Below are 19,763 nucleotides of genomic sequence, written 5' to 3'. Positions count from 1 at the left end.
TAGATTCTCGGTACCTTTTTGCCTTGGATTTTTTCAATTCGCGAATTGTAAAATTAAGTTAGAAAAATAAAAAGGCATTTATGGTACACTCAAATTGTATTTCCGACGAAAGAAAACAAAGGAGTGTAACCATAAATGACCTACAAACATCTTACCATAGACGAACTGACAATGATAGAATCATATTATCTTCAACATAATAAGCCGGTTGAAATCGCTAACCGAATGGGACGTGCTATGCAAACTATTTATAATGTAGTCAATAAGTTCAAGCAAGGTAAGACTGCTCTTGATTATTGGCACCAGTATAAAGAAAAAATGTGGTAGAAAAGTCATTCAATTACCTGCTCATGAAGTAGATTACATTAAAGAGAAAGTCACTCTTGGTTGGACGCCTGACGTCATTATCGGGCGAAAAGAAAGACCTGTTTCATGCGGTATGAGAACCCTTTATCGTTTATTTTCTAAAGGAATATTTGATATTGACACACTACCGATGAAAGGTAAAAGAAAACCCAATGGCCATCAGGAAAAACGGGGAAAACAACAGTATCAGCGCTCAATCCATGATCGACCTGATAATTATCCTGATTTCAATTCTGAGTTTGGTCACCTTGAAGGTGATACGATCGTTGGCATTCATCATAAAAGTGCCGTCATTACTTTAGTTGAAAGATTATCTAAAGTCATTATCACGATTAAACCCAACGGCCGTAAGGCATTAGATATTGAAACTGCCCTTAATCAATGGTTTTCTCGCTTCCCTAAAAACTTCTTTAAATCTATTACGTTTGACTGTGGAAAAGAATTTTCTAACTGGAAAGCCATTAGTAACCAACATGATATTGATATATATTTTGCGGACCCTGGAACACCTTCTCAACGCCCATTAAACGAGAATTCTAACGGGATTCTGCGTCGTAATGGACTGCCGAAATCAATGGATTTTAGAGAAGTGAATCAGACATTTATTTCCAGTGTCAGCAATCAACGTAATCATATTCCAAGAAAATCATTGAATTACAGAACACCAATCGAAATATTTTTGAGCTATGTACAAGAAGCATTTTATTCTAGCTTAATTTGACAAATCATAATTGTAATTTTCTCGATTGTATTTGGAATTGGTTTAGTTATATTCGAAAACAATAAGACGAGATTTATTGCACAAGCTAACAGGAGCATATAAGATACGTTTCGTAGTAACACTAAAAATAGGGAAATCCAAAATCCACTAGTTGCATACCCCAGTGAACCAAACATCCTGTATTTTCCGAAATCTTTTTTCTCAGCCGTTATCCAACTCATTATCGAACTCTCAAAATATATATCTAAACCTGTAGATACATTTTGTAGAAGAACGAACATTAATACAAACAAACCACTTGATTGCGTAGCATACATAAACAAAGATACCACTATTCTGAGTATTAATGATAAACGAATAATAGTATTTTTTTTTGAATATTTTTTGAATAAGAAGCGATATAAATATACTGAAACAACAATCAATATCTGTACGGCTGTCAGAGTCTTTATACTTATATCGCTAGAAACTCCTTTACTAAACATTAGTGGTTCGTATTGAAATATGAGCATAGCTGAGACAATTGAAAATAAAAACAATTGTGCTCGTTGCATTCTTTATCTCCACACTTTAATCGTCACCATATCATACGGTGGTATTTCAGTAACTGGTTCAGTTAGTTGTTCCTGACAATTTACAAATTCGTATTTTGAGAACTGCTTTAAATCGATTCTTTCTAATGGCATAGAGACTTTTGTTGGATTGCAAAAACGTAATAGATAGGCATTTTTATGGTACATAGAGAACCCAAAAGAACTGTCAAAGGCTTTTGTGTCTACCCCAAGAAGTGAACACTCGCGTAAATTGACATTCTCCATATCAATCTTTTGAATTTTGTTGTCCAGCCTATGAATAAACTTATTTAATGACTGGTTCTGATAACAAATTGATTGATCAGAAAATTGCTTCCAAGATTTGGAAACCTCATACTCATCAAAAGTTCCATCTGAAATTTGTAAAGCAAATTCAAAAGTTAACTCTCCTATCAACTCAGCCATAGGCGTCGGCATCATAACATGCCCCTTTTTGGTTGTATCCCCAGAGGCTCTACCTGGTCGATACGCTAAATTAGGTTTCCCTAACTGACTAGTAGATGCAAATAATGTTAAATAAAGCGTATTATTACGCAATTGATATTCTTTGATTCCCTTACCGAATGCAGTAAGGTAGCTCTGTTTACCAATCATTGAGACGCTTTTATCAAATGGTTCCAAATCAATTGGGTATTCAACATATTGTTTATGCCAATTGGGGATATCCTCAACCAACTCTTCGCGCTCAATAAACCCAAAAGGTACGGAAGCAATTGTTTTGGTTGTTTCTATATCAGGATTCAATTTTACTCGGAGACGATGGCTTAGTACTTGATTGTCAACTTTCACTTTACAATCGATCAGAGGAGATTTTTTTGCTAAAGTGATGGTTAACGCAATATTCAAGCTTCCATTTTCATTAGATTGCCCCACTCTTGCTTCAAGATTTTTTGGTAATTGGAAATTTCCTGATAAAGTCATTTCTTCAATCAACGTGGATTTCTTAACCTGAACCAAGTCAGGATGTAGAAGGATCGGATCGTCTCCTTCAACTGGAGAAAAGTCATACGTATCACCCGCATTCCCCATATCTTCAAACTCGATAAAGTAATTAAGCTTTTTACCATCTTTTGTTTCTATAGAAAGATTGCCATTCTCAGATCTAATGGTATAAAACTCATTTTGAATACTTGTAGCTTCACTATTTGCCAAGGATTCGATCTCTTGTTCTGATTTTTCAATGTTAAAAATTTTGAAACCCATACTTGGAATTTCTACATTTGTTAATACATACAACCGATAGTATGGGTCCTCATTAATATACTTGGGACCTTCTGGTGTTTCTAACAACAGATTATCTTTCCCTTCAAAATAATCTGCTCTAACTAAAACAGCATCATCAATTCCAGCGATTCTTAAATTTTTATCAGCGGCAAGAAAATCGATTATCTTATATTCTTTGTAATCCTTTGATGTAGTATTGAATACAATTACTTGATTACTTGTCAGCTGCAATTTCTCAGTAAAACGTTTGACAATATAATTCTCGACTCCATCCGCAATTTCATTTGCTTCTTTCATTCGATGCAGAATATCGATTGCTACATCATCACTTACGCACCCTCCCATACTATCATGTGCATGGCCTTCCATGAGCTTTTTCCAAGCATCAATAATTAGTTCATGACTGACTGTGATCTGGAAAGCCTCGGCAATTGCGAGCAACGGTTCAATCCTTCTCAATAATTTTTGTTCAACTATAAAGTTTGATCTCTTTATATCATAGCGGACTGAACCAATCGACTTATGCGTACGTGTTGTACATGGCTCACGAAACTCACCACGATATTCTGGCAAATCGTTTTTTTTACGAAGCAGCTCTCGAAAATCTTCATATGAACTTTCTACAAATTCATACTTACTCTCTTTACTGATTTCTTCAAGAACTTCTGGTAAATCATGGATTATCTCCAGTTGGTCTCCCCCCGCAGGAATCAATATATTATTATCGTCTGTTAATGATTCAACTTTTTCAACCGCTGGATATAATCGCTCATTTAAATACTCTGGGGTATTTTTTAAAAACGTAGCTGTTCCATATCCATCGACAAGATTCATTGCGGTAATTTCTTTATCTCCTAACCCCTTCCAGGTAAAGTATGGACCAGAGACATGTTTCTTAAAGTTAATTCCTCTTCAGAAAATAATATTATCTAGTCCACAATTAGCTAAGATGGTTGGCATTTGTGCGTTAAAACCAAATGTATCAGGCAAATATCCAATTTTCATTTCATCTCCGTATTTTCTTGAATCTCTGATCCCAATAATTAAATTGCGTATAAAAGATTCTTCATCAAAAAAAAATGCATCTGTTTGGGTATACCACGGACCAATAGATAGTTGTTTATTCTCGACAAGCTTTTTAACATTATCTAACTGGTCTGGTCGTCGAGCGATAAAATCATCTAAAATAGAAAACTGACCGTCTAAACAAAATTTTTCTTTTTTATTGTTTAGTAATTCATCGATAACAGAGCTGAAGGTATTATCACTTAATAAAATTGCATCCATTGTGGTAAAGTACCATTCTCTATCCCAATGAGTGTGATTAACTACATGTACTTTTTTCATTCTTAAACCTCCAACTTATTTGAAATCAATTCAAAGATTTCTGGTTTCGTTTTCGCTTTTTTTAAACTATCTCTATATCCACCATCAATTAATGATCGAGCAATCTTAGCTAAGATTTTAAGATGTTCTTCAGCACCTTTTTCTGGAATCAGTAATACAAAAGAATCAGTAATATCTTTGCGATCAAGACTATCCCAAGGAATTGGTTCTGTTTTTACATAGAGCATTTTGGGCGAAACAACCGTATCGTTTTTGCAATGTGGAATCGCAAAACCATCCTGAAACCCTGTAGTTTGCTGACTTTCTCGATCCACCAACCCATCAAAACAATCTTGTTCTGACAATACATAATTTAGATGTTTGGCATTCTCTGAAATGTATTTAAATAAAGCCATTTTATCAGAGATAGGTTCTTCATTAATAAAAATATTTTCTTTTACAAATACAGAATCAGTCATCATTTTCAATCCTAACTTTTATTATTTTTCAGTTACAACTTCATATTCTACTTCTTTTGGAGTAATAGTTCGTTTTCTCAAAAAGAATCTATACAAAAATGCGTTGACCAGTGAGGCAAATAGAATAGCCACAGTCCATAACAACCAAGACAGTTTTGGACCAGTTGTATATCCTACAAATGCGTCTAGCGGAGATCCTACACCACCATAAAACTGAACCCCCATGCTGGCAACTAACGCACCTGAGATTGCCGAAGAAATCGTATTTGCGATAATCAGTGATGGATTAGCAGCTGCGAATGGAATGGCACCTTCTGTTACACCGACCATTCCCATTACAAGAGCAGAAGATCCTAACGCTCGTTCTTCTGTAGTAAAGTATTTCTTAAATAGCAAAGTAGCAATCCCTGCACCTAATGGAGCTACTGCAATAGCTGCACCAGTCGCTGCCTGAGGAATTGCATTTACTCCTTGCGGTCCAAATTGATTCATCGTATCTACAAAAATAGCGGAGGAAACAAGCATAGCTGTTTTATTAATCGGCCCTCCCATATCTACACCCATCATGCCTCCAAGAATTGCTCCATATAAAATTGGAGCAGCTGCATAAGCTACTGTGACATGGTTGATTACGTCATACAAACCATTCATTCCGGCTGCAATTGGTCTACCAATCAAATAGTAAATTATTACAAAAGAAATAAATGTTGCAATCAGAGGAATGATCAAAATTGGAACTACTGGTTTTAAGAGATGTGGATAAGGAATTTTCTTCAACATTTTAACAAGGTAGCCTACTCCAAATCCAACTAAAATCGCTCCAATAAAACCTGCTCCGGTTTCCGTTTTTAAAAAAGTTGGATCATTAATAATATATCCAGCAATAAAAGCAGGTGCTACAGCTGGCTTATCTCCAATTGCTCGAGCTACTCCTGCCGCAAAAATAGGGATCATCAAGGTAAATCCTACTTTACCTAAATCAAAAAGTTTTGAGAAAAATTCTCCGGAAGTGGTTTCTTGGAATCCCCAGACAACTAGATCAGCGTTATTTGGATCTGGATGAAACGCCATTGCATTTGCAATTGCCAGAAGAAGCCCGGCAGCAATTGTAACTGGAATCATATCTGTAAGCCCTGACATTAAATAGCGGACAAACTTATTAGAAGAAGTACCAATCTCTATGTTTCCGTTAATTTTTGTACCCTTTGCACCAAATACAGTCGCATTTTGCAAACCATCTTGAATCACTTTTTGCGGATCTTTCAATACAGTATTCGTATCAATTTCCACAAGTTTTTTTCCACCAAAGCGCCCTTTATCAATATTGATATCTGCCGCAATTATTACGAGATCAGCTTCGTCAATTTCCTTTGATGTCAACTCATTTTCTGTTCCTATTGTCCCTTGAGTCTCAACTTTAGCTTCTATGCCGAGTTCTTTGGCAGCTTCTTCAATTGCTGCCTGTGCCATATAAGTATGAGCGATTCCCGCAGCACATGCTGTGATTCCGACTATTTTCATTTGTTACCCTCCTAAAATATTTTTATTGATTAAAAAGCGCTTTCTTGATAGGGTATAACCACAAGAATACAAAATTTCAATGTATTTAATCATTTTGGAAATTTGTTCGCGAAAGGAGAATAAAGAATGAATGATGTGTTAATACGAATAAAACAAGGTATGGAGGACTTCTCAGCTAATCATCAAGAAATAGCAAAATATATATTAGAAAATCCTGACTGCCTTGAAACATGTACCGCTAGAGAGCTTGCAGAAAAAACTTATAGTGTTCCAAGCTCAATAATTTCCTTCTCAAAAAAAATTGGATATTCAGGATTTCAAGAAATGAAGTTTAATTATGGTAATTCACCGTTTGATTGTGATAATAAGGAACGAGATTTTCTTCGGCCTTTTCAATTAGTGAACAAATTATTGAATACCAAAGTTTATAACGATACAGTGAATATCTTAATTAACGCTAACCGAATTTATATATTAGCTTTTCAGATGTCTCAGGTCACTGCACTTGATTTTTACTTAAAAGTTCACAAGGTAGACCCAACTAAAATTATGTTTTTTCGCTCATTTGATGAACAGGTAAGAAGTGTTCCTTTACTCAATAAAGATGATGTTGTATTAATGATATCCAATAGCGGAGAATGCCAAGAAATAATTGATTGTCAAAAATATCTTCCTGAAGGGATCAAAAAGATTTTAGTAACAAACGGAATAGAGAGTACACTATCTGAATTTTGTACCCATGAACTCAGCATAGGCTGTTTTGAAAAAATATCTTAACATTCAAAGAGATTCCTACAGACTCTAGAAATGCACTACTTTATTTGATGGATAGACTATTTAAAGATATGATCAAACAAAATTATGATGACGCCCTAGAAAAAATAAAAAAATCTAGTCTCTTCTTTTCAAACATCTGAATTAAGAAAATATCTACCCAAAATTCATCTAAAATAGCCCCACAATAAAAAAGCCACCGGTGGCAAATGCATGTATACACAGTATAAATCCTCAAAAACCTTGCTACTTCTTGCTTTCTTCCTCGTCCATTTACAAAGCAGCCATGAAAGCTACCTATATTCTTGTATTCTAAAAGTATTACATACATTTCCAATAAGGTTTAAATTGCTTTATATAAAAGTCTTTGCAATTGGTATATGCTCGATTGTTTTTCATACTATTTCGTATTATTTCAAATTTTTCGTAGCTTATCCAATCACCGTGGGATAAATGTGAGAGAAAAATTTTCTACCCATATAAACAAAAAAACCACCTCATATGAGGCGGTTAACGTTCAACATTATTTTACGATATTTACTGCTTGAGGACCACGTTGTCCTTCTTCAATATCATAAGTAACTGCTTGTCCTTCATCTAAAGACTTAAAGCCTTCTCCTTGGATTGCTGAGAAATGAGCGAATACGTCATTTCCATCTTCACCAGTGATGAAACCAAAACCTTTATCTGAGTTAAACCATTTTACTGTACCGTTATTCATATATATTTCCTCCTGATACGTATATAATACGTGTTTTATTGCAATTAATATTACTTGGTAAAAGGAGTTTTTATAGTGTGAATATATCGCTCAGATTACGTTTCAAATTAGATTACTTATTTACTATAACACGGATGTAATGCTAACACAAGGATAATCACTCGATATACGGTTTAAATATAAATAAAAAAGATGCGAAATTTCAGAAAATCACAATAATTGATTAACCAACGAGAAAGACCTTCAATGAATGATCTCTCTATCAATTAATCGAGTAATATCTAGTTTCTTTTTGTTCTTCGTTAACTACTTCCGTTTTTAAACAAAATGTTTGCAGTGTGATTATATTAGCAATACAATTTTTCGCAACTTTATATGTTTCTTCTGCAGAAGCTCCGTATTCTTTTTTTAATTTTGCTTTCGCTGCAGTTAGTTCGTGTTTTCTTAATTTTGTTAATTTGAGGTATCTGTGATTCATTCGAAACTATTCTTCTTATTATTTGGTTATTAGTTGGCTATTAGTTGATAAAATGCTATTATCCTAATTGATATAAGACTATATGGGAGATGATGCTGTGGTCACATTTAGTATGCTTTTATTTTGGATTCCAGTCTGTATTGGTGTCATCTCTTTCTTTTACTTCACTAAACGTTCTAGAAAAGCGATTATATTAGTGCTTTCTTTTTTACCATCTGCGTTTTTTATAACGCCGATTGTAAAATTAAGCTAGACAACTAAAAAAGCCATTTGTGCTACACTCAAAATAGTTCTGACCAAAGAATTATAAGGAGTGAGTACAAATGACCTATACCCATCTTACAACGGATGAACTTGTAATGATAGAGTCTTATTTCAAAATAAATCAATCTGTTGCGAAAACTGCGCATTGCTTGAATCGTTCAAGACAAACGATCCATAAAGTATACCTATTCTTCAAGCAAGGAAAATCAGCCTTAGAATACTATCAACAGTATAAGAAAAACAAATCAAACTGTGGTAGACGCCCGCTTGTTTTACCCGAGGAACAATCAGAATATATTCAAAGAAAGGTTGTTCAAGGATGGACACCCGATGTGATTGTTGGTCGTGCAGCGTTTCCTATTCGTTGTTCTGCTCGTACCATTTATCGTATGTTCAAAAAGGGGCTATTTAATCCTTCTGACTTACCGATGAAAGGCAAGCGTAAACCGAATGGACATCAAGAAAGGCGTGGAAAACAAGCTTTCCGCCGCTCTATTCATGAACGTGAAAAAGATTATAGCCAATTCTCAAATGAGTTTGGTCACCTTGAAGGTGACACTATCGTAGGTCTGAAACATAAAAGTGCTGTAATTACCTTAGTTGAACGATTATCAAAAGTTATCATTACATTGAAACCGTGTGGTAGACAAGCGATTGATATTGAAAAAAAATTAAATCATTGGTTTGAATCTGTACCGAAAAATCTATTCAAATCCATCACTTTTGATTGTGGAAAGGAATTTTCAAATTGGAAACAAATCAGTAATGCCAATGATATTGCCATTTATTTCGCTGATCCAGGAACACCGTCTCAAAGAGGCCTAAACGAGAATTCTAACGGATTGTTACGTAGAGATGGTTTATTGAAATCTATGGATTTCAATTCAGTAGATGAATCTTTTATTCAATCTGTCACATCTAAACGAAATAATATTCCTAGAAAATCACTGGATTATCGAACACCTTTGGAAGTATTTTTGAGTTACGTAAGTATTGATGATTTGTCTAACTTAATTTGACAATTAAGATAATAAAAATAATAAAACATACATTTTATCAATCGCTTTCAGCATTAAATTTTTACGTAGTAGGGTTGTTTTTATCTCTTATTCTTTTTATCGTTGTTTTGCGATATCTTTATAAGAATTATTAATTTTTCTGCTTTTATAACTATAAATTTTCTCACTTGTTGTTTTTGTCTTTATACTAGTACTATCACTTGACATCCAACTGTTTGGAATGGCAACAGTTTTTTTGACAAATTTTATAAGGTGCAGAACTTCTTTCCGTATGCTATTCCGATTGTCCTTGACAATGAGCCTCCTCGGATGTGACGATCTTCGGCAGGAGCTAACAGTTAAAGTTAGACTGCCTCGCTAGCGTTAGCACATCCGAGCTCATTATCAAGGATTCGCTGCGCCAATCTCTGGTTACGGTAACCAACCGGTGTCTCGTAGCCAAGTGTACCGTGCAACCGAAGGTGGTTCCACCAATTGACATAGTCAAATAACTCCAAATCCAATTGTTGTAAGGTTTCAAATGTGTATTGATAGACAAATTCTACTTTCAACGACTTATAAGTTGATTCAGCTACGGCATTATCAAAAGGACAGCCTTTATGACTCAATGATCGATTGATGTCAAAAGTTGTTAATAATTCATCAATAGCTTGGTTATCAAACTCTTTTCCACGATCAGTATGAAAAATCTCAACCTCTGTCAGAGGTTGTTTGATACGGCTAAATGCTTTTTTTACTAGAACGGCATCTTTATGTTCTCCACAAGAATAGCCGAGAATTTCTCGATTGAACAGATCCAAAATGAAACAGACATAATTCCATTTTTTCCCGACTCGTACATAAGTCAAGTCTGTTACGATCGCTTCTAATGGGTTGTCTCTTAAGAATTTACGATTCAATACGTTTGTCGTTTTGGCTTCATTGCAAGTAGAATGATGTACTTTAAAATAAGCAACAGTATAGCTCGATTTTAATCCTCTATTTTTCATGATTCTACTAATTTTTCGTCGGCTGATCTGAATGCCTCGTTTTGATAAGGCTTTTTTTATTTTTCTTGAGCCGTAGGCCTTTCGGCTGCGGATAAATTCTTCAGCGACTACTTCTTCAAGTTCTGATTCGTCTTTCTTTGGTTTTGATTGATAATAATAGGACTGACGTGATAGACCTAATATTCTGCACATCGCTGATATAGGGTAAAGATGCTTATTCGCATCGATTACTTGTCTCTTCGTCCGAATATCAGCGCTGCTTGCTTTAAAATATCATTTTCCATTTCTAATTGCTGGTTTCTTTTACGTAGTTCTAACAATTCTTTTTGTTCAGGCGTAAGATTATCTTTTTCTTTGAATGAACCACTCGTTTTAGATTGCTTTACCCATTTGTCAAATGCTGAAGCCGTTAGTTCATATTCTCGAATGATTTCTACACGTGGCTTTCCAGCTAAGTAAAGATTGACGATTTGTTGCTTGAATTCTTGTGAAAAAGTTCTTCGTGTTCTCTTAGACATAAAAATTCCTCCTGGTATGTTTTCTTCTAGTCTACACACCTTAATTTTTCTGTCTAGTTAATTGTAGCCTATCCAGATGTATACTTTTTGTTTGATGTGGTGACTGACGTGCCGGACGCACGTAGCGATCATCGGCGTTATGACTATATAAAGTATACTTTCGTTGATCCAGAAAGGTATAAAGATTAAAGTAGGCTACCTAAAAAGGTAGCCCGGAACGGATTTTATCACCATACTTATAAAAGGAGATATTTTTAAGTTAGTATTAAGATTGTGTAATATGATGATATCTATATTTTATAGTATCAGTGCTATAAAATCAAAAATAAGTCACTAATTAACTACCACTCCAATTATAAGTCTTTTTCCCATTATTTTTTACAGTTATATGGTATGCTTTTTAATGGCTTCAAATATAAAAGAGTTTAAAGCGTAACACACTTATGGGGGAGTGGTTTTTGGGGAACGCTTTAAACTCTTCTTTATTATTATCTCACAATATAACCCAAATGTCTTTCCATTTAAAAATCAAAGTAAAACTTTTCAAATATACAGAAGTATAACTATGTGAAACATCCTTTCATTAATCCATAAAAGGATACATAAAAAAGCCACTCATTTGAGTGGCAATGAAGAAAAGCTTTAGCTTGTATAATACTCTTCAAAAAATTCTAACACAGAACGATTCAAATGGCTACATTAATGTACCCTGTAGGACTCGAGCCTACGACCGGACGGTTATGAGCCGTCTGCTCTAACCAACTGAGCTAAGGGTACGGAAAGCCACCACAACTCCTGCAAACAAAAAGAATGGACATAGACTAGATAATAATGGGTTTCATTCTTCATGTTGTGATGGCATATTTATTATTACACATTTAATAGCAAAAAACTAGATTGTACTTATTCTTTGTAAAATATATTATTTTATGCTATTATTTCCAAGTCATAAAAAGAAAAAAGCTTCAGATACTTATCTTTTTGGGGAAAGACTCTAGGGTGAGGGAGTATCTGAAGCTTTTTTCTATGTTTATTATCTCACATAGTTATTTTTTAGTCTATTATTTGCTTAATTTTTTATATTATAATAATTTTATTTGCTCCTTAATTAGTAACGAACTACTCTAAATTGCTAGCAATAATTACGGTATCTAGCTTAAAATAAAAAAACACCTCAAATGAGGTGTTTAAAGTTCAACATTATTTTACAATATTTACTGCTTGAGGGCCACGTTGACCTTCTTCAATATCATAAGTAACTGCTTGGCCTTCATCTAAAGACTTGAAGCCTTCTCCCTGGATCGCTGAGAAATGTGCAAATACGTCATTTCCATCTTCTCCAGTGATAAATCCAAAACCTTTGTCTGAGTTAAACCATTTTACTGTACCGTTATTCATATATATTTCCTCCTAATACGTATATAATACGTGTTTTGTTGCAATTAATATTACTTTGTAAAAGGAGTTTTTATAGTGTGAATATATCGCTCAGATTACGTTTCAAATTAGATTACTTATTTACTATAACATGGATGTAATGCTAACACAAGGATAAATATTCAATATGCGGTTTAATACAAAGAAGTAGGGTTAACATTTAAAAGAGTTAATAGCAGAACAAAAAAAGTTGTCAATATATAAAGCGAACCTATTTAGCTCATCGCAGCACTGCTCGTGGTTTTATTAGAAACAAGGCTACTCTTGAGGATTTGGAAGAATTAAAGAAGCTAATTGAAGATAGAGAAAAACTTGTGATTAATTTGGGAAATAATATCAAGAAAAATAAAACGCGAATTGTAAAATTAAGTTAGAAAAATAAAAAGGCATTTATGGTACACTCAAATTGTATTTCCGACGAAAGAAAACAAAGGAGTGTAACCATAAATGACCTACAAACATCTTACCATAGACGAACTGACAATGATAGAATCATATTATCTTCAACATAATAAGCCGGTTGAAATCGCTAACCGAATGGGACGTGCTATACAAACTATTTATAATGTAGTCAATAAGTTCAAGCAAGGTAAGACTGCTCTTGATTATTGGCACCAGTATAAAGAAAATAAGAAAAAATGTGGTAGAAAAGTCATTCAATTACCTGCTCATGAAGTAGATTACATTAAAGAGAAAGTCACTCTTGGTTGGACGCCTGACGTCATTATCGGGCGAAAAGAAAGACCTGTTTCATGCGGTATGAGAACACTTTATCGTTTATTTTCTAAAGGAATATTTGATATTGACACACTACCGATGAAAGGTAAAAGAAAACCCAATGGCCATCAGGAAAAACGGGGAAAACAACAGTATCAGCGCTCAATCCATGATCGACCTGATAATTATCCTGATTTCAATTCTGAGTTTGGTCACCTTGAAGGTGATACGATCGTTGGCATTCATCATAAAAGTGCCGTCATTACTTTAGTTGAAAGATTATCTAAAGTCATTATCACGATTAAACCCAACGGCCGTAAGGCATTAGATATTGAAACTGCCCTTAATCAATGGTTTTCTCGCTTCCCTAAAAACTTCTTTAAATCTATTACGTTTGACTGTGGAAAAGAATTTTCTAACTGGAAAGCCATTAGTAACCAACATGATATTGATATATATTTTGCGGACCCTGGAACACCTTCTCAACGCCCATTAAACGAGAATTCTAACGGGATTCTGCGTCGTAATGGACTGCCGAAATCAATGGATTTTAGAGAAGTGAATCAGACATTTATTTCCAGTGTCAGCAATCAACGTAATCATATTCCAAGAAAATCATTGAATTACAGAACACCAATCGAAATATTTTTGAGCTATGTACAAGAAGCATTTTATTCTAGCTTAATTTGACAAATCATAGAATATAAAAAGATCAGCCTTCGGGCTTTTCTTTTTAAACACAAAAGAACGTAAGTTCGTACACTTCTATTAAAAATACGGATTTTACATCTATTCCCTCTCTATATGTACCAAAAAAATTTAATTATCGTACTAATGACATAGCACTATGAAAGGACTGATTTTATGCGTGGCGGTGTGAGAAAACGCGGGAAACGTTGGTATTATTATTTTGAAGACATCAATGATGATGGCTCAAGAAAAAAAGTGGAAAAAGTTGGTGGAGATACTAGAGCAGATGCAGAAGCTACTTTACTAAAAATTTTATCAGATATTGACGAAACAGGACAATATTTTTTAGGTACAGATACTCGTGTAAAACAATACCTTGATTTTTGGATGGAGGAATACGTTAAATTAAATTTAAAATACAATACCTATGAAAATTATCGATTTACCATCAAAAATCATATAAATGGTTATTTAGGAAAGAAAAAACTTACGGATCTCTCCCCTGCTCTTTTACAAAATTTCATCAATGCTGAATTTAAAAAGGGTTACTCGAAGAAAACAATGACTATTACTCACTCCGTCCTTAAGAATGCGCTGAATATGGCGGTTTATCTTTGGGGATTAATCAAGCAAAATCCTATGCTGTATGTAAAAATACCAAAATATGAAGCACGACCGACGACTAAAAAAGATTTAAAGATCATTTCTCTTGAGGACTTTGACCACATGCTAGAAATCACTCCTGAAGGCCATCCTTTCTATATTCCTTTGAATATTGGATTTTATACGGGAATGCGCGTTGGCGAAGTTTGTGGTCTGACGTGGGATAATGTCGATTTTTCAAATGGAACAATTACTGTAGAGAAACAAATGGTAAAGAATGATGGCGCATGGGTATATGGTACACCAAAGACAAGCAGTTCCAATCGAACGATTTTTATTGGACAAACCTTGCTAGCAATTCTGAAAAAACATAAGAAACAACAATTAGAAAATCGAATGAAGTATGGAAAGCTCTACATTGATTCAAATGCAGTATGTACGAAGGAAGACGGTGAGCTAGTTACGCCAAGTGTGGTGAAATGGAACACAAGAAGGATATCGAATGCACTCTCCCTCTCTTTTAACTTCCATTCTCTCAGACATACTCATGCTACACTTCTTCTCGAAAATGGCGCAAAAATGAAAGAAATCTCTGAACGATTGGGCCACAGCAGAATTTCAATTACGATGGATACTTACTCGCATGTAACAGATAAGATGAGAAATGAAACGGTCGATATCATGGAAAATCTTAGAAAGAATTCTTGATTTTTGCCACCGAAAAAAACCACCGGTGGCAAACCGGTGGCAAATCCATGTAAACATGGTTTATTTTTTACACTGTTTTCAAACAAACCCTTGCTATTTCTTCGGTTCGTCCTCGTCCATTTTCAGAACAGCCATGAAGGCTTCTTGCGGAACTTCGACTGAGCCGATTTGTTTCATCCGCTTCTTCCCTTCTTTTTGTTTCTCTAAGAGTTTACGTTTACGAGAAACATCTCCACCATAACATTTAGCCAAGACGTTTTTACGCAAGGCTTTGATGTCTGAACGGGCAACGATTTTTTGTCCAATAGCTGCTTGGATTGGCACCTCAAATTGTTGGCGTGGGATTAGTTTTTTCAGTTTTTCAACGATTGCTTTTCCACGTTCATAGGCAAAGTCTCGGTGAACGATAAAGCTTAATGCATCGACTTTTTCTCCATTCAGCAAGATATCCATCTTCACTAACTTGCTTTTTTGATAACCAGACATTTCATAATCCAATGAGGCATAGCCTTTCGTGCTTGATTTCAATTTGTCGAAAAAGTCAAAGACAATTTCAGAAAGCGGAATATTATAGACGACATTTACTCGGTAATCATCTAAATAATCCATCGTAATGAATTCTCCCCGTTTTCGTTGAGAAAGTTCCATTACTGCACCGACAAAATCATTTGGGACCATGATCTGTGCTTTGACGAATGGTTCTTCTACATCCTGGATCGTTACAGGTTCAGGAAAATCTGCCGGGTTATCTACTGTAGCAGTCGTACCATCCGTTTTATTAACATGGTAAATAACGGATGGTGCAGTCGTGATCAATTCTAGATTGAATTCCCGTTCCAAGCGTTCTTGGACGACATCCATATGAAGAAGTCCGAGGAATCCACAGCGGAACCCAAAACCTAATGCTTGAGAGGTTTCTGGTTCGAATTGTAAAGCAGCATCATTCAATTGCAGTTTTTCTAAAGCTTCCCGCAAATCGTTGTAACGAGAAGTATCAATTGGATAAAGACCACAATAAACCATCGGATTCATTTTTCGGTAACCTGGTAAAGCTTCAGCGGCAGGATTGTCTGCTAACGTTACTGTATCCCCTACTCGTGTATCTTGGACAGTTTTGATACTTGCTGTGATATAACCGACATCACCGACCATCAAAAAGTCTCTAGCAACTGCTTTTGGCGAGAAGACCCCGACCTCTGTAACATCAAATGTTTTTCCATTACTCATCAGTTTGATTTTGTCTCCGGGTTTGACCATACCGTCCGTGATTCGGACATTTAGAACAACACCGCGGTAACTATCATAAATAGAGTCAAAGATCAAAGCTTTTAGCGGTGCATCTAAGTCTCCACTTGGTGCAGGAACATATTCCACGATCTGCTCGAGAATATCTTCAATCCCAATCCCTGATTTGGCACTAGCTAATACAGCTTCACTAGCATCAATTCCGATTACGTCTTCGATTTCTTGACGGACACGTTCGGGATCTGCTGCGGGTAGGTCGATTTTATTGATGACTGGCAGGATCTCCAAATCATTGTCTAAGGCTAAATAAACATTGGCCAATGTTTGGGCTTCGATTCCTTGTGCTGCATCGACCACTAAAACGGCACCCTCACAGGCAGCAAGGCTTCGAGAGACTTCATAGGTGAAGTCGACGTGCCCTGGGGTGTCAATCAAGTGAAAGATATATGTTTCTCCATTTTTCGCTGTGTAATTGAGTTCTACAGCATTTAATTTAATCGTGATTCCACGTTCACGTTCCAAATCCATCGAGTCTAACAGCTGATCTTGCATTTCGCGAGACGTCACAGTGTGCGTCATTTCTAAAATACGATCGGCCAATGTAGATTTCCCATGGTCGATATGAGCGATGATCGAAAAATTACGAATCTGCTCTTGGCGTTCTTTCATTTTCTTTATATCCATAGCGTCTCCTCTTTTCATATAATCAGCACTTTCCATTATACCAACGAAAAGCAGTAATTTAAAGAGTTTTTAATTAGTCAGCTATAGAAGTTTTTTTTGTAGAATTTTGCTATACTGTTATCAAGCTAATAAATGGAGATGAAAAAATGGATCAAAAAGATTTTAGAGAAAATCTTGAATTAAAACCGGTCACTCAAGAACATATCGATCAATTCAATGAATTGCTTTCCTATGTGTTCCAAGTGACTGAAGCAGATATCGAGGAAAGCGGGTTTGAGAATAAACGAGCTTTTATCCGTTCCAAAAAACCGATTTTGGAAGTATCGAAAGTGTTCGGATGGTTCCACGAAAATAAACTGATCTCTCAAATCGCTATCTATCCTTGTGAAGTCAATATTCACGGTGCACGTTATAAAATGGGTGGTGTGACTGGAGTTGGAACTTATCCAGAATATGCTAACCATGGATTGATGCAAGATCTAATTATCGTTGCATTGGATAATATGCGCAAGAATAAGCAATGGATCTCTTATTTGTATCCTTACAGTATCCCCTACTATCGGCGTAAAGGATGGGAAATCATGTCTGATAAACTTTCCTTTAAAATCAGAGATACACAGCTACCTAAACAAATCCCAGTAAGTGGTATGGTTGAGCGATTACCAGTTGATAATCCAGACGTATTTTCCGTTTATGACAAATTTGCCCAACAAAACCATGGTGCTTTATTCCGCAGTGATTTTCATTGGGAAGAGTATTGGCGTTTCGAAAATGAAGATGAGCGCACAGCCGCTGTCTACTACGATAGCAACCATGAACCAAGAGGTGTTCTATTCTACTGGGTAGCTGAAGAAATATTTCACGTAAAAGAAATGTTCTATCTTGATCAAGAAGCTCGAAATGGCTTATGGAACTTTATTTCCGCACATTTTTCCATGATCTACTGGGTACATGGAGATATTTATAAAAATGAGCCTTTAGCATTTTTGATTGAAGATAGTCAGATCAAAGAGCAGATCGAACCATATTTTATGGCTCGGATCGTTGATGTAAAAGAATTCCTTCAACGGTTTCCGTTTGTTGGAACAGCTGATGCTTTTCATTTCATCATTGAAGATCCTGTCGCTCCTTGGAATAATGGCGTCTTTGCTTTAACATGGGATGAACAGGGAAAAGTCCGTGTCTTGAATGAACCTATAGGAAACCCTGTTCGATTGAATATCCAAACATTGACTTGCTTGATGATGAATTATCGACGTGCTTCTTATTTGGCAAGAATCGAACGGTTAGAAACAGATGAAGAAACACTGAAGTCACTAGAGCGTATCATTCCAAACATGGAAGCTTACTTTAGCGATTATTTTTGATAAGAAGGATGATGTTTAGATGAAAATTTATTTTGCCGCACCAATGTTTGCTAAAAGTGATTTGTTATATAACCAACAGTTAGTTAAAGAAATCAGAGAGCTCTCTTCTGAGCTTTCGATCTATCTTCCTCAAGAAAATGAAGCAATCAATGACAAAACTGCTTATGCAGACAGTCGAATGATTGCTCTTGCTGACACAGAAAAAGTGTTGGCTAGTGATTTAATGATTGCTTTACTAGATGGGCTGACGATCGATGCCGGGGTAGCATCGGAAATCGGTGTGGCTTATGCGAAAGGCATCCCAGTGATCGGCTTATATACTGATACTCGACAGCAAGGCGGAACCCACCCGAAAAAAATCGCTGCACTACAAGAAACAGCTGAAAATCAATTTCACTACCTGAACTTATATACAATAGGTCTGATCAAATTGAACGGAAAAGTGGTTTCTTCAGAAACTGAGTTGCTTTCAGAAGTAAAAAGATTTTTAGATGGAGGGACTTTCAGTGATTAAAGAAATCAAAAAGGTGCAAATAGCTTTACTTGCTTTTGGCATATTCGTTGTCTGCTATAATTTTTATGAATTTATCACACAAAAATATTCGACTTCTCAAGGAATCACATTTATCGTGGAATCTTTATTAGGGATTGCATTGATTTTCATGCCACAAGTCATTTTGAAAGTTTTCAAACTTAAAATACCAGCAGCAATCGTTTTGTTTTACTGGTTTTTCTTGTTCATCTCTGTCTTTTTAGGCACAGGGATGCATTTGATCAGTATCATCTCTTTTTGGGACAAAATTTTACACGCTGTGAGTCCAATGGTCCTGACAGCTCTTGGCTATGGATTGATTGGTTACTTGATGAAAGATGCTGAGATATCAAAAACCAGTCCTTGGTTGTTCCTCTTATTCGGCTTTGCGTTTGCTGGACTTTGCGGCGTGTTTTGGGAGTTCTGGGAATTCTTATGTGACCAATTCTTAGGCATGAATCTTCAACGCTTTGCTGCTTCTGACGGCACACTGTTTGTCGGACGAGCAGCATTGATGGATACGATGGGCGACTTGCTGACAAATACGATAGGTGCTGCCTTGATGGGATTGTTTGCTTGGTCTCAAAGTAATAAAGATGAGCGTTATTTTGAAAGTTATAAATTAGAAAAAGTAAAAAATATTTAATAAAAGAGATTGTGGCAGAAGCGGGCAGCTTCAAGGAATTTCGACTTATTTTTCGAAGAAGCTACTTCTGGAATTTATTCGGAAAAGGGGGGTGTGACACTAGTTGTGTCACACCCCCTTTTTCTTTCATAGTCTCAATTT

Annotated in this window: 17 protein-coding genes, 1 tRNA gene and 2 pseudogenes; 9 read left to right on the top strand and 11 right to left on the bottom strand. The window is 35.6% G+C overall.

From position 1 onward, the window contains the following. The first annotated feature begins 135 nt into the window (after positions 1–135). Positions 136–1,087 (top strand): annotated as a pseudogene (locus MKX69_RS05700) (IS30-like element IS6770 family transposase). On the opposite strand, the gene MKX69_RS05695 reads toward MKX69_RS05700, so the two are convergent. The 5 genes from MKX69_RS05695 to MKX69_RS05675 all read right to left on the bottom strand — a co-directional run bounded on the left by MKX69_RS05695 (position 1,069) and on the right by MKX69_RS05675 (position 6,230). Beyond that, positions 1,069–1,641: an MFS transporter gene (locus MKX69_RS05695; protein ID WP_341009240.1), complete on the bottom strand. Its 573-nt coding sequence runs from the start codon at positions 1,639–1,641 to the stop codon at positions 1,069–1,071. The pseudogene MKX69_RS05700 and the gene MKX69_RS05695 sit on opposite strands and share 19 nt — an antisense overlap. 3 nt (positions 1,642–1,644) lie before the next feature. Then, positions 1,645–3,738, bottom strand: coding sequence for a glycoside hydrolase family 38 C-terminal domain-containing protein (locus MKX69_RS05690; RefSeq protein WP_341009238.1), 2,094 nt, complete (start codon positions 3,736–3,738; stop codon positions 1,645–1,647). A 78-nt stretch (positions 3,739–3,816) separates the two neighbouring features. Next, entirely contained in the window at positions 3,817–4,251 is a 435-nt protein-coding gene (locus MKX69_RS05685; RefSeq protein ID WP_341009236.1) for a glycoside hydrolase family 38 N-terminal domain-containing protein, read from the bottom strand. A 2-nt stretch (positions 4,252–4,253) separates the two neighbouring features. Then, a complete protein-coding gene (locus tag MKX69_RS05680) occupies positions 4,254–4,709 on the bottom strand; it encodes a PTS sugar transporter subunit IIA (protein ID WP_025480066.1) in 456 nt (151 codons plus the stop codon). A gap of 21 nt (positions 4,710–4,730) precedes the next feature. Beyond that, positions 4,731–6,230 carry a PTS fructose transporter subunit IIC gene (locus tag MKX69_RS05675; RefSeq protein ID WP_341009234.1) on the bottom strand — a complete coding sequence of 500 codons (1,500 nt, stop codon included), beginning with the start codon at positions 6,228–6,230 and terminating at the stop codon, positions 4,731–4,733. A 126-nt stretch (positions 6,231–6,356) separates the two neighbouring features. Between MKX69_RS05675 and MKX69_RS05670 the strand changes: the two genes are divergently transcribed. Continuing rightward, a complete protein-coding gene (locus tag MKX69_RS05670) occupies positions 6,357–7,007 on the top strand; it encodes a MurR/RpiR family transcriptional regulator (protein ID WP_341009232.1) in 651 nt (216 codons plus the stop codon). 520 nt (positions 7,008–7,527) lie between these two features. On the opposite strand, the gene MKX69_RS05665 is transcribed toward MKX69_RS05670, so the two are convergent. Continuing rightward, positions 7,528–7,725, bottom strand: coding sequence for a cold-shock protein (locus MKX69_RS05665; protein ID WP_002293041.1), 198 nt, complete (start codon positions 7,723–7,725; stop codon positions 7,528–7,530). A 262-nt stretch (positions 7,726–7,987) separates the two neighbouring features. Beyond that, complete coding sequence (locus MKX69_RS05660; RefSeq protein WP_002298666.1) at positions 7,988–8,203, bottom strand: hypothetical protein; 216 nt, start codon at positions 8,201–8,203, stop codon at positions 7,988–7,990. 323 nt (positions 8,204–8,526) lie between these two features. On the opposite strand from MKX69_RS05660, the gene MKX69_RS05655 reads away from it, so the two are divergent. After that, positions 8,527–9,486, top strand: coding sequence for an IS30 family transposase (locus MKX69_RS05655; RefSeq protein ID WP_002330482.1), 960 nt, complete (start codon positions 8,527–8,529; stop codon positions 9,484–9,486). A gap of 344 nt (positions 9,487–9,830) precedes the next feature. On the opposite strand, the gene MKX69_RS05650 is transcribed toward MKX69_RS05655, so the two are convergent. Next, a protein-coding gene (locus MKX69_RS05650) for an IS3 family transposase (protein ID WP_086956687.1) occupies positions 9,831–10,993 on the bottom strand; the annotation gives its coding sequence in 2 pieces (ribosomal slippage) (positions 9,831–10,717 and positions 10,717–10,993; 1,164 coding nt in all). 75 nt (positions 10,994–11,068) lie between these two features. Between MKX69_RS05650 and MKX69_RS14080 the strand changes: the two are divergent. Beyond that, positions 11,069–11,182: pseudogene (locus MKX69_RS14080) on the top strand (DUF5960 family protein); the annotation flags it as partial. A 514-nt stretch (positions 11,183–11,696) separates the two neighbouring features. On the opposite strand, the gene MKX69_RS05645 reads toward MKX69_RS14080, so the two are convergent. Both MKX69_RS05645 and MKX69_RS05640 read right to left on the bottom strand, forming a co-directional pair. Next, positions 11,697–11,770 (bottom strand) — tRNA-Ile (locus MKX69_RS05645). A gap of 423 nt (positions 11,771–12,193) precedes the next feature. After that, on the bottom strand, positions 12,194–12,391 hold the full coding sequence (locus MKX69_RS05640; RefSeq protein WP_002293041.1) for a cold-shock protein: 198 nt from the start codon (positions 12,389–12,391) through the stop codon (positions 12,194–12,196). Positions 12,392–12,877: 486 nt separating this feature from the next. Between MKX69_RS05640 and MKX69_RS05635 the strand changes: the two genes are divergently transcribed. Further along, the gene (locus tag MKX69_RS05635) at positions 12,878–13,837 is read left to right on the top strand and encodes an IS30-like element IS6770 family transposase (RefSeq protein ID WP_002293280.1); all 960 of its coding nucleotides are present in this window, start codon (positions 12,878–12,880) and stop codon (positions 13,835–13,837) included. 174 nt (positions 13,838–14,011) lie between these two features. Next, entirely contained in the window at positions 14,012–15,148 is a 1,137-nt protein-coding gene (locus MKX69_RS05630) for a tyrosine-type recombinase/integrase (RefSeq protein WP_341009229.1), read from the top strand. Between the two features lie 93 nt (positions 15,149–15,241). On the opposite strand, the gene lepA is transcribed toward MKX69_RS05630, so the two are convergent. After that, on the bottom strand, positions 15,242–17,077 hold the full coding sequence (gene lepA / locus MKX69_RS05625) for a translation elongation factor 4 (RefSeq protein ID WP_002288355.1): 1,836 nt from the start codon (positions 17,075–17,077) through the stop codon (positions 15,242–15,244). A gap of 146 nt (positions 17,078–17,223) precedes the next feature. On the opposite strand from lepA, the gene MKX69_RS05620 reads away from it, so the two are divergent. From MKX69_RS05620 to MKX69_RS05610, 3 genes are read left to right on the top strand one after another with little or no spacing between them, the layout of a single operon-like run. After that, positions 17,224–18,444, top strand: coding sequence for a GNAT family N-acetyltransferase (locus MKX69_RS05620; protein ID WP_002324028.1), 1,221 nt, complete (start codon positions 17,224–17,226; stop codon positions 18,442–18,444). A gap of 19 nt (positions 18,445–18,463) precedes the next feature. Further along, complete coding sequence (locus tag MKX69_RS05615) at positions 18,464–18,958, top strand: nucleoside 2-deoxyribosyltransferase (RefSeq protein WP_002301556.1); 495 nt, start codon at positions 18,464–18,466, stop codon at positions 18,956–18,958. Next, a complete protein-coding gene (locus tag MKX69_RS05610) occupies positions 18,936–19,622 on the top strand; it encodes a hypothetical protein (RefSeq protein ID WP_002376436.1) in 687 nt (228 codons plus the stop codon). The genes MKX69_RS05615 and MKX69_RS05610 overlap by 23 nt, the downstream gene beginning before the upstream one ends. The last annotated feature ends 141 nt before the right edge of the window (positions 19,623–19,763 follow it).

Source organism: Enterococcus sp. FSL R5-0957 (assembly GCF_038008005.1).
Lineage (GTDB): Bacteria > Bacillota > Bacilli > Lactobacillales > Enterococcaceae > Enterococcus_B > Enterococcus_B faecium.
Note: the sequence above shows the minus strand (reverse complement) of the source record. Positions and strands in the feature narration are given on the sequence as shown.

What these genes read in the sequence shown, in the direction of transcription:
- MKX69_RS05655 (WP_002330482.1), top strand. Translation starts at nt 8,527, where the DNA reads ATGACCTATACCCATCTTACAACGGATGAACTTGTAATGATAGAGTCT.
- MKX69_RS05610 (WP_002376436.1), top strand. Translation starts at nt 18,936, where the DNA reads ATGGAGGGACTTTCAGTGATTAAAGAAATCAAAAAGGTGCAAATAGCT.
- MKX69_RS05675 (WP_341009234.1), bottom strand. Translation starts at nt 6,230, where the DNA reads ATGAAAATAGTCGGAATCACAGCATGTGCTGCGGGAATCGCTCATACT.
- MKX69_RS05615 (WP_002301556.1), top strand. Translation starts at nt 18,464, where the DNA reads ATGAAAATTTATTTTGCCGCACCAATGTTTGCTAAAAGTGATTTGTTA.
- MKX69_RS05695 (WP_341009240.1), bottom strand. Translation starts at nt 1,641, where the DNA reads ATGCAACGAGCACAATTGTTTTTATTTTCAATTGTCTCAGCTATGCTC.
- MKX69_RS05660 (WP_002298666.1), bottom strand. Translation starts at nt 8,203, where the DNA reads ATGAATCACAGATACCTCAAATTAACAAAATTAAGAAAACACGAACTA.
- MKX69_RS05620 (WP_002324028.1), top strand. Translation starts at nt 17,224, where the DNA reads ATGGATCAAAAAGATTTTAGAGAAAATCTTGAATTAAAACCGGTCACT.
- lepA (WP_002288355.1), bottom strand. Translation starts at nt 17,077, where the DNA reads ATGGATATAAAGAAAATGAAAGAACGCCAAGAGCAGATTCGTAATTTT.
- MKX69_RS05685 (WP_341009236.1), bottom strand. Translation starts at nt 4,251, where the DNA reads ATGAAAAAAGTACATGTAGTTAATCACACTCATTGGGATAGAGAATGG.
- MKX69_RS05635 (WP_002293280.1), top strand. Translation starts at nt 12,878, where the DNA reads ATGACCTACAAACATCTTACCATAGACGAACTGACAATGATAGAATCA.
- MKX69_RS05630 (WP_341009229.1), top strand. Translation starts at nt 14,012, where the DNA reads ATGCGTGGCGGTGTGAGAAAACGCGGGAAACGTTGGTATTATTATTTT.
- MKX69_RS05665 (WP_002293041.1), bottom strand. Translation starts at nt 7,725, where the DNA reads ATGAATAACGGTACAGTAAAATGGTTTAACTCAGATAAAGGTTTTGGT.
- MKX69_RS05680 (WP_025480066.1), bottom strand. Translation starts at nt 4,709, where the DNA reads ATGACTGATTCTGTATTTGTAAAAGAAAATATTTTTATTAATGAAGAA.
- MKX69_RS05640 (WP_002293041.1), bottom strand. Translation starts at nt 12,391, where the DNA reads ATGAATAACGGTACAGTAAAATGGTTTAACTCAGACAAAGGTTTTGGA.
- MKX69_RS05690 (WP_341009238.1), bottom strand. Translation starts at nt 3,738, where the DNA reads ATGAATCTTGTCGATGGATATGGAACAGCTACGTTTTTAAAAAATACC.
- MKX69_RS05670 (WP_341009232.1), top strand. Translation starts at nt 6,357, where the DNA reads ATGAATGATGTGTTAATACGAATAAAACAAGGTATGGAGGACTTCTCA.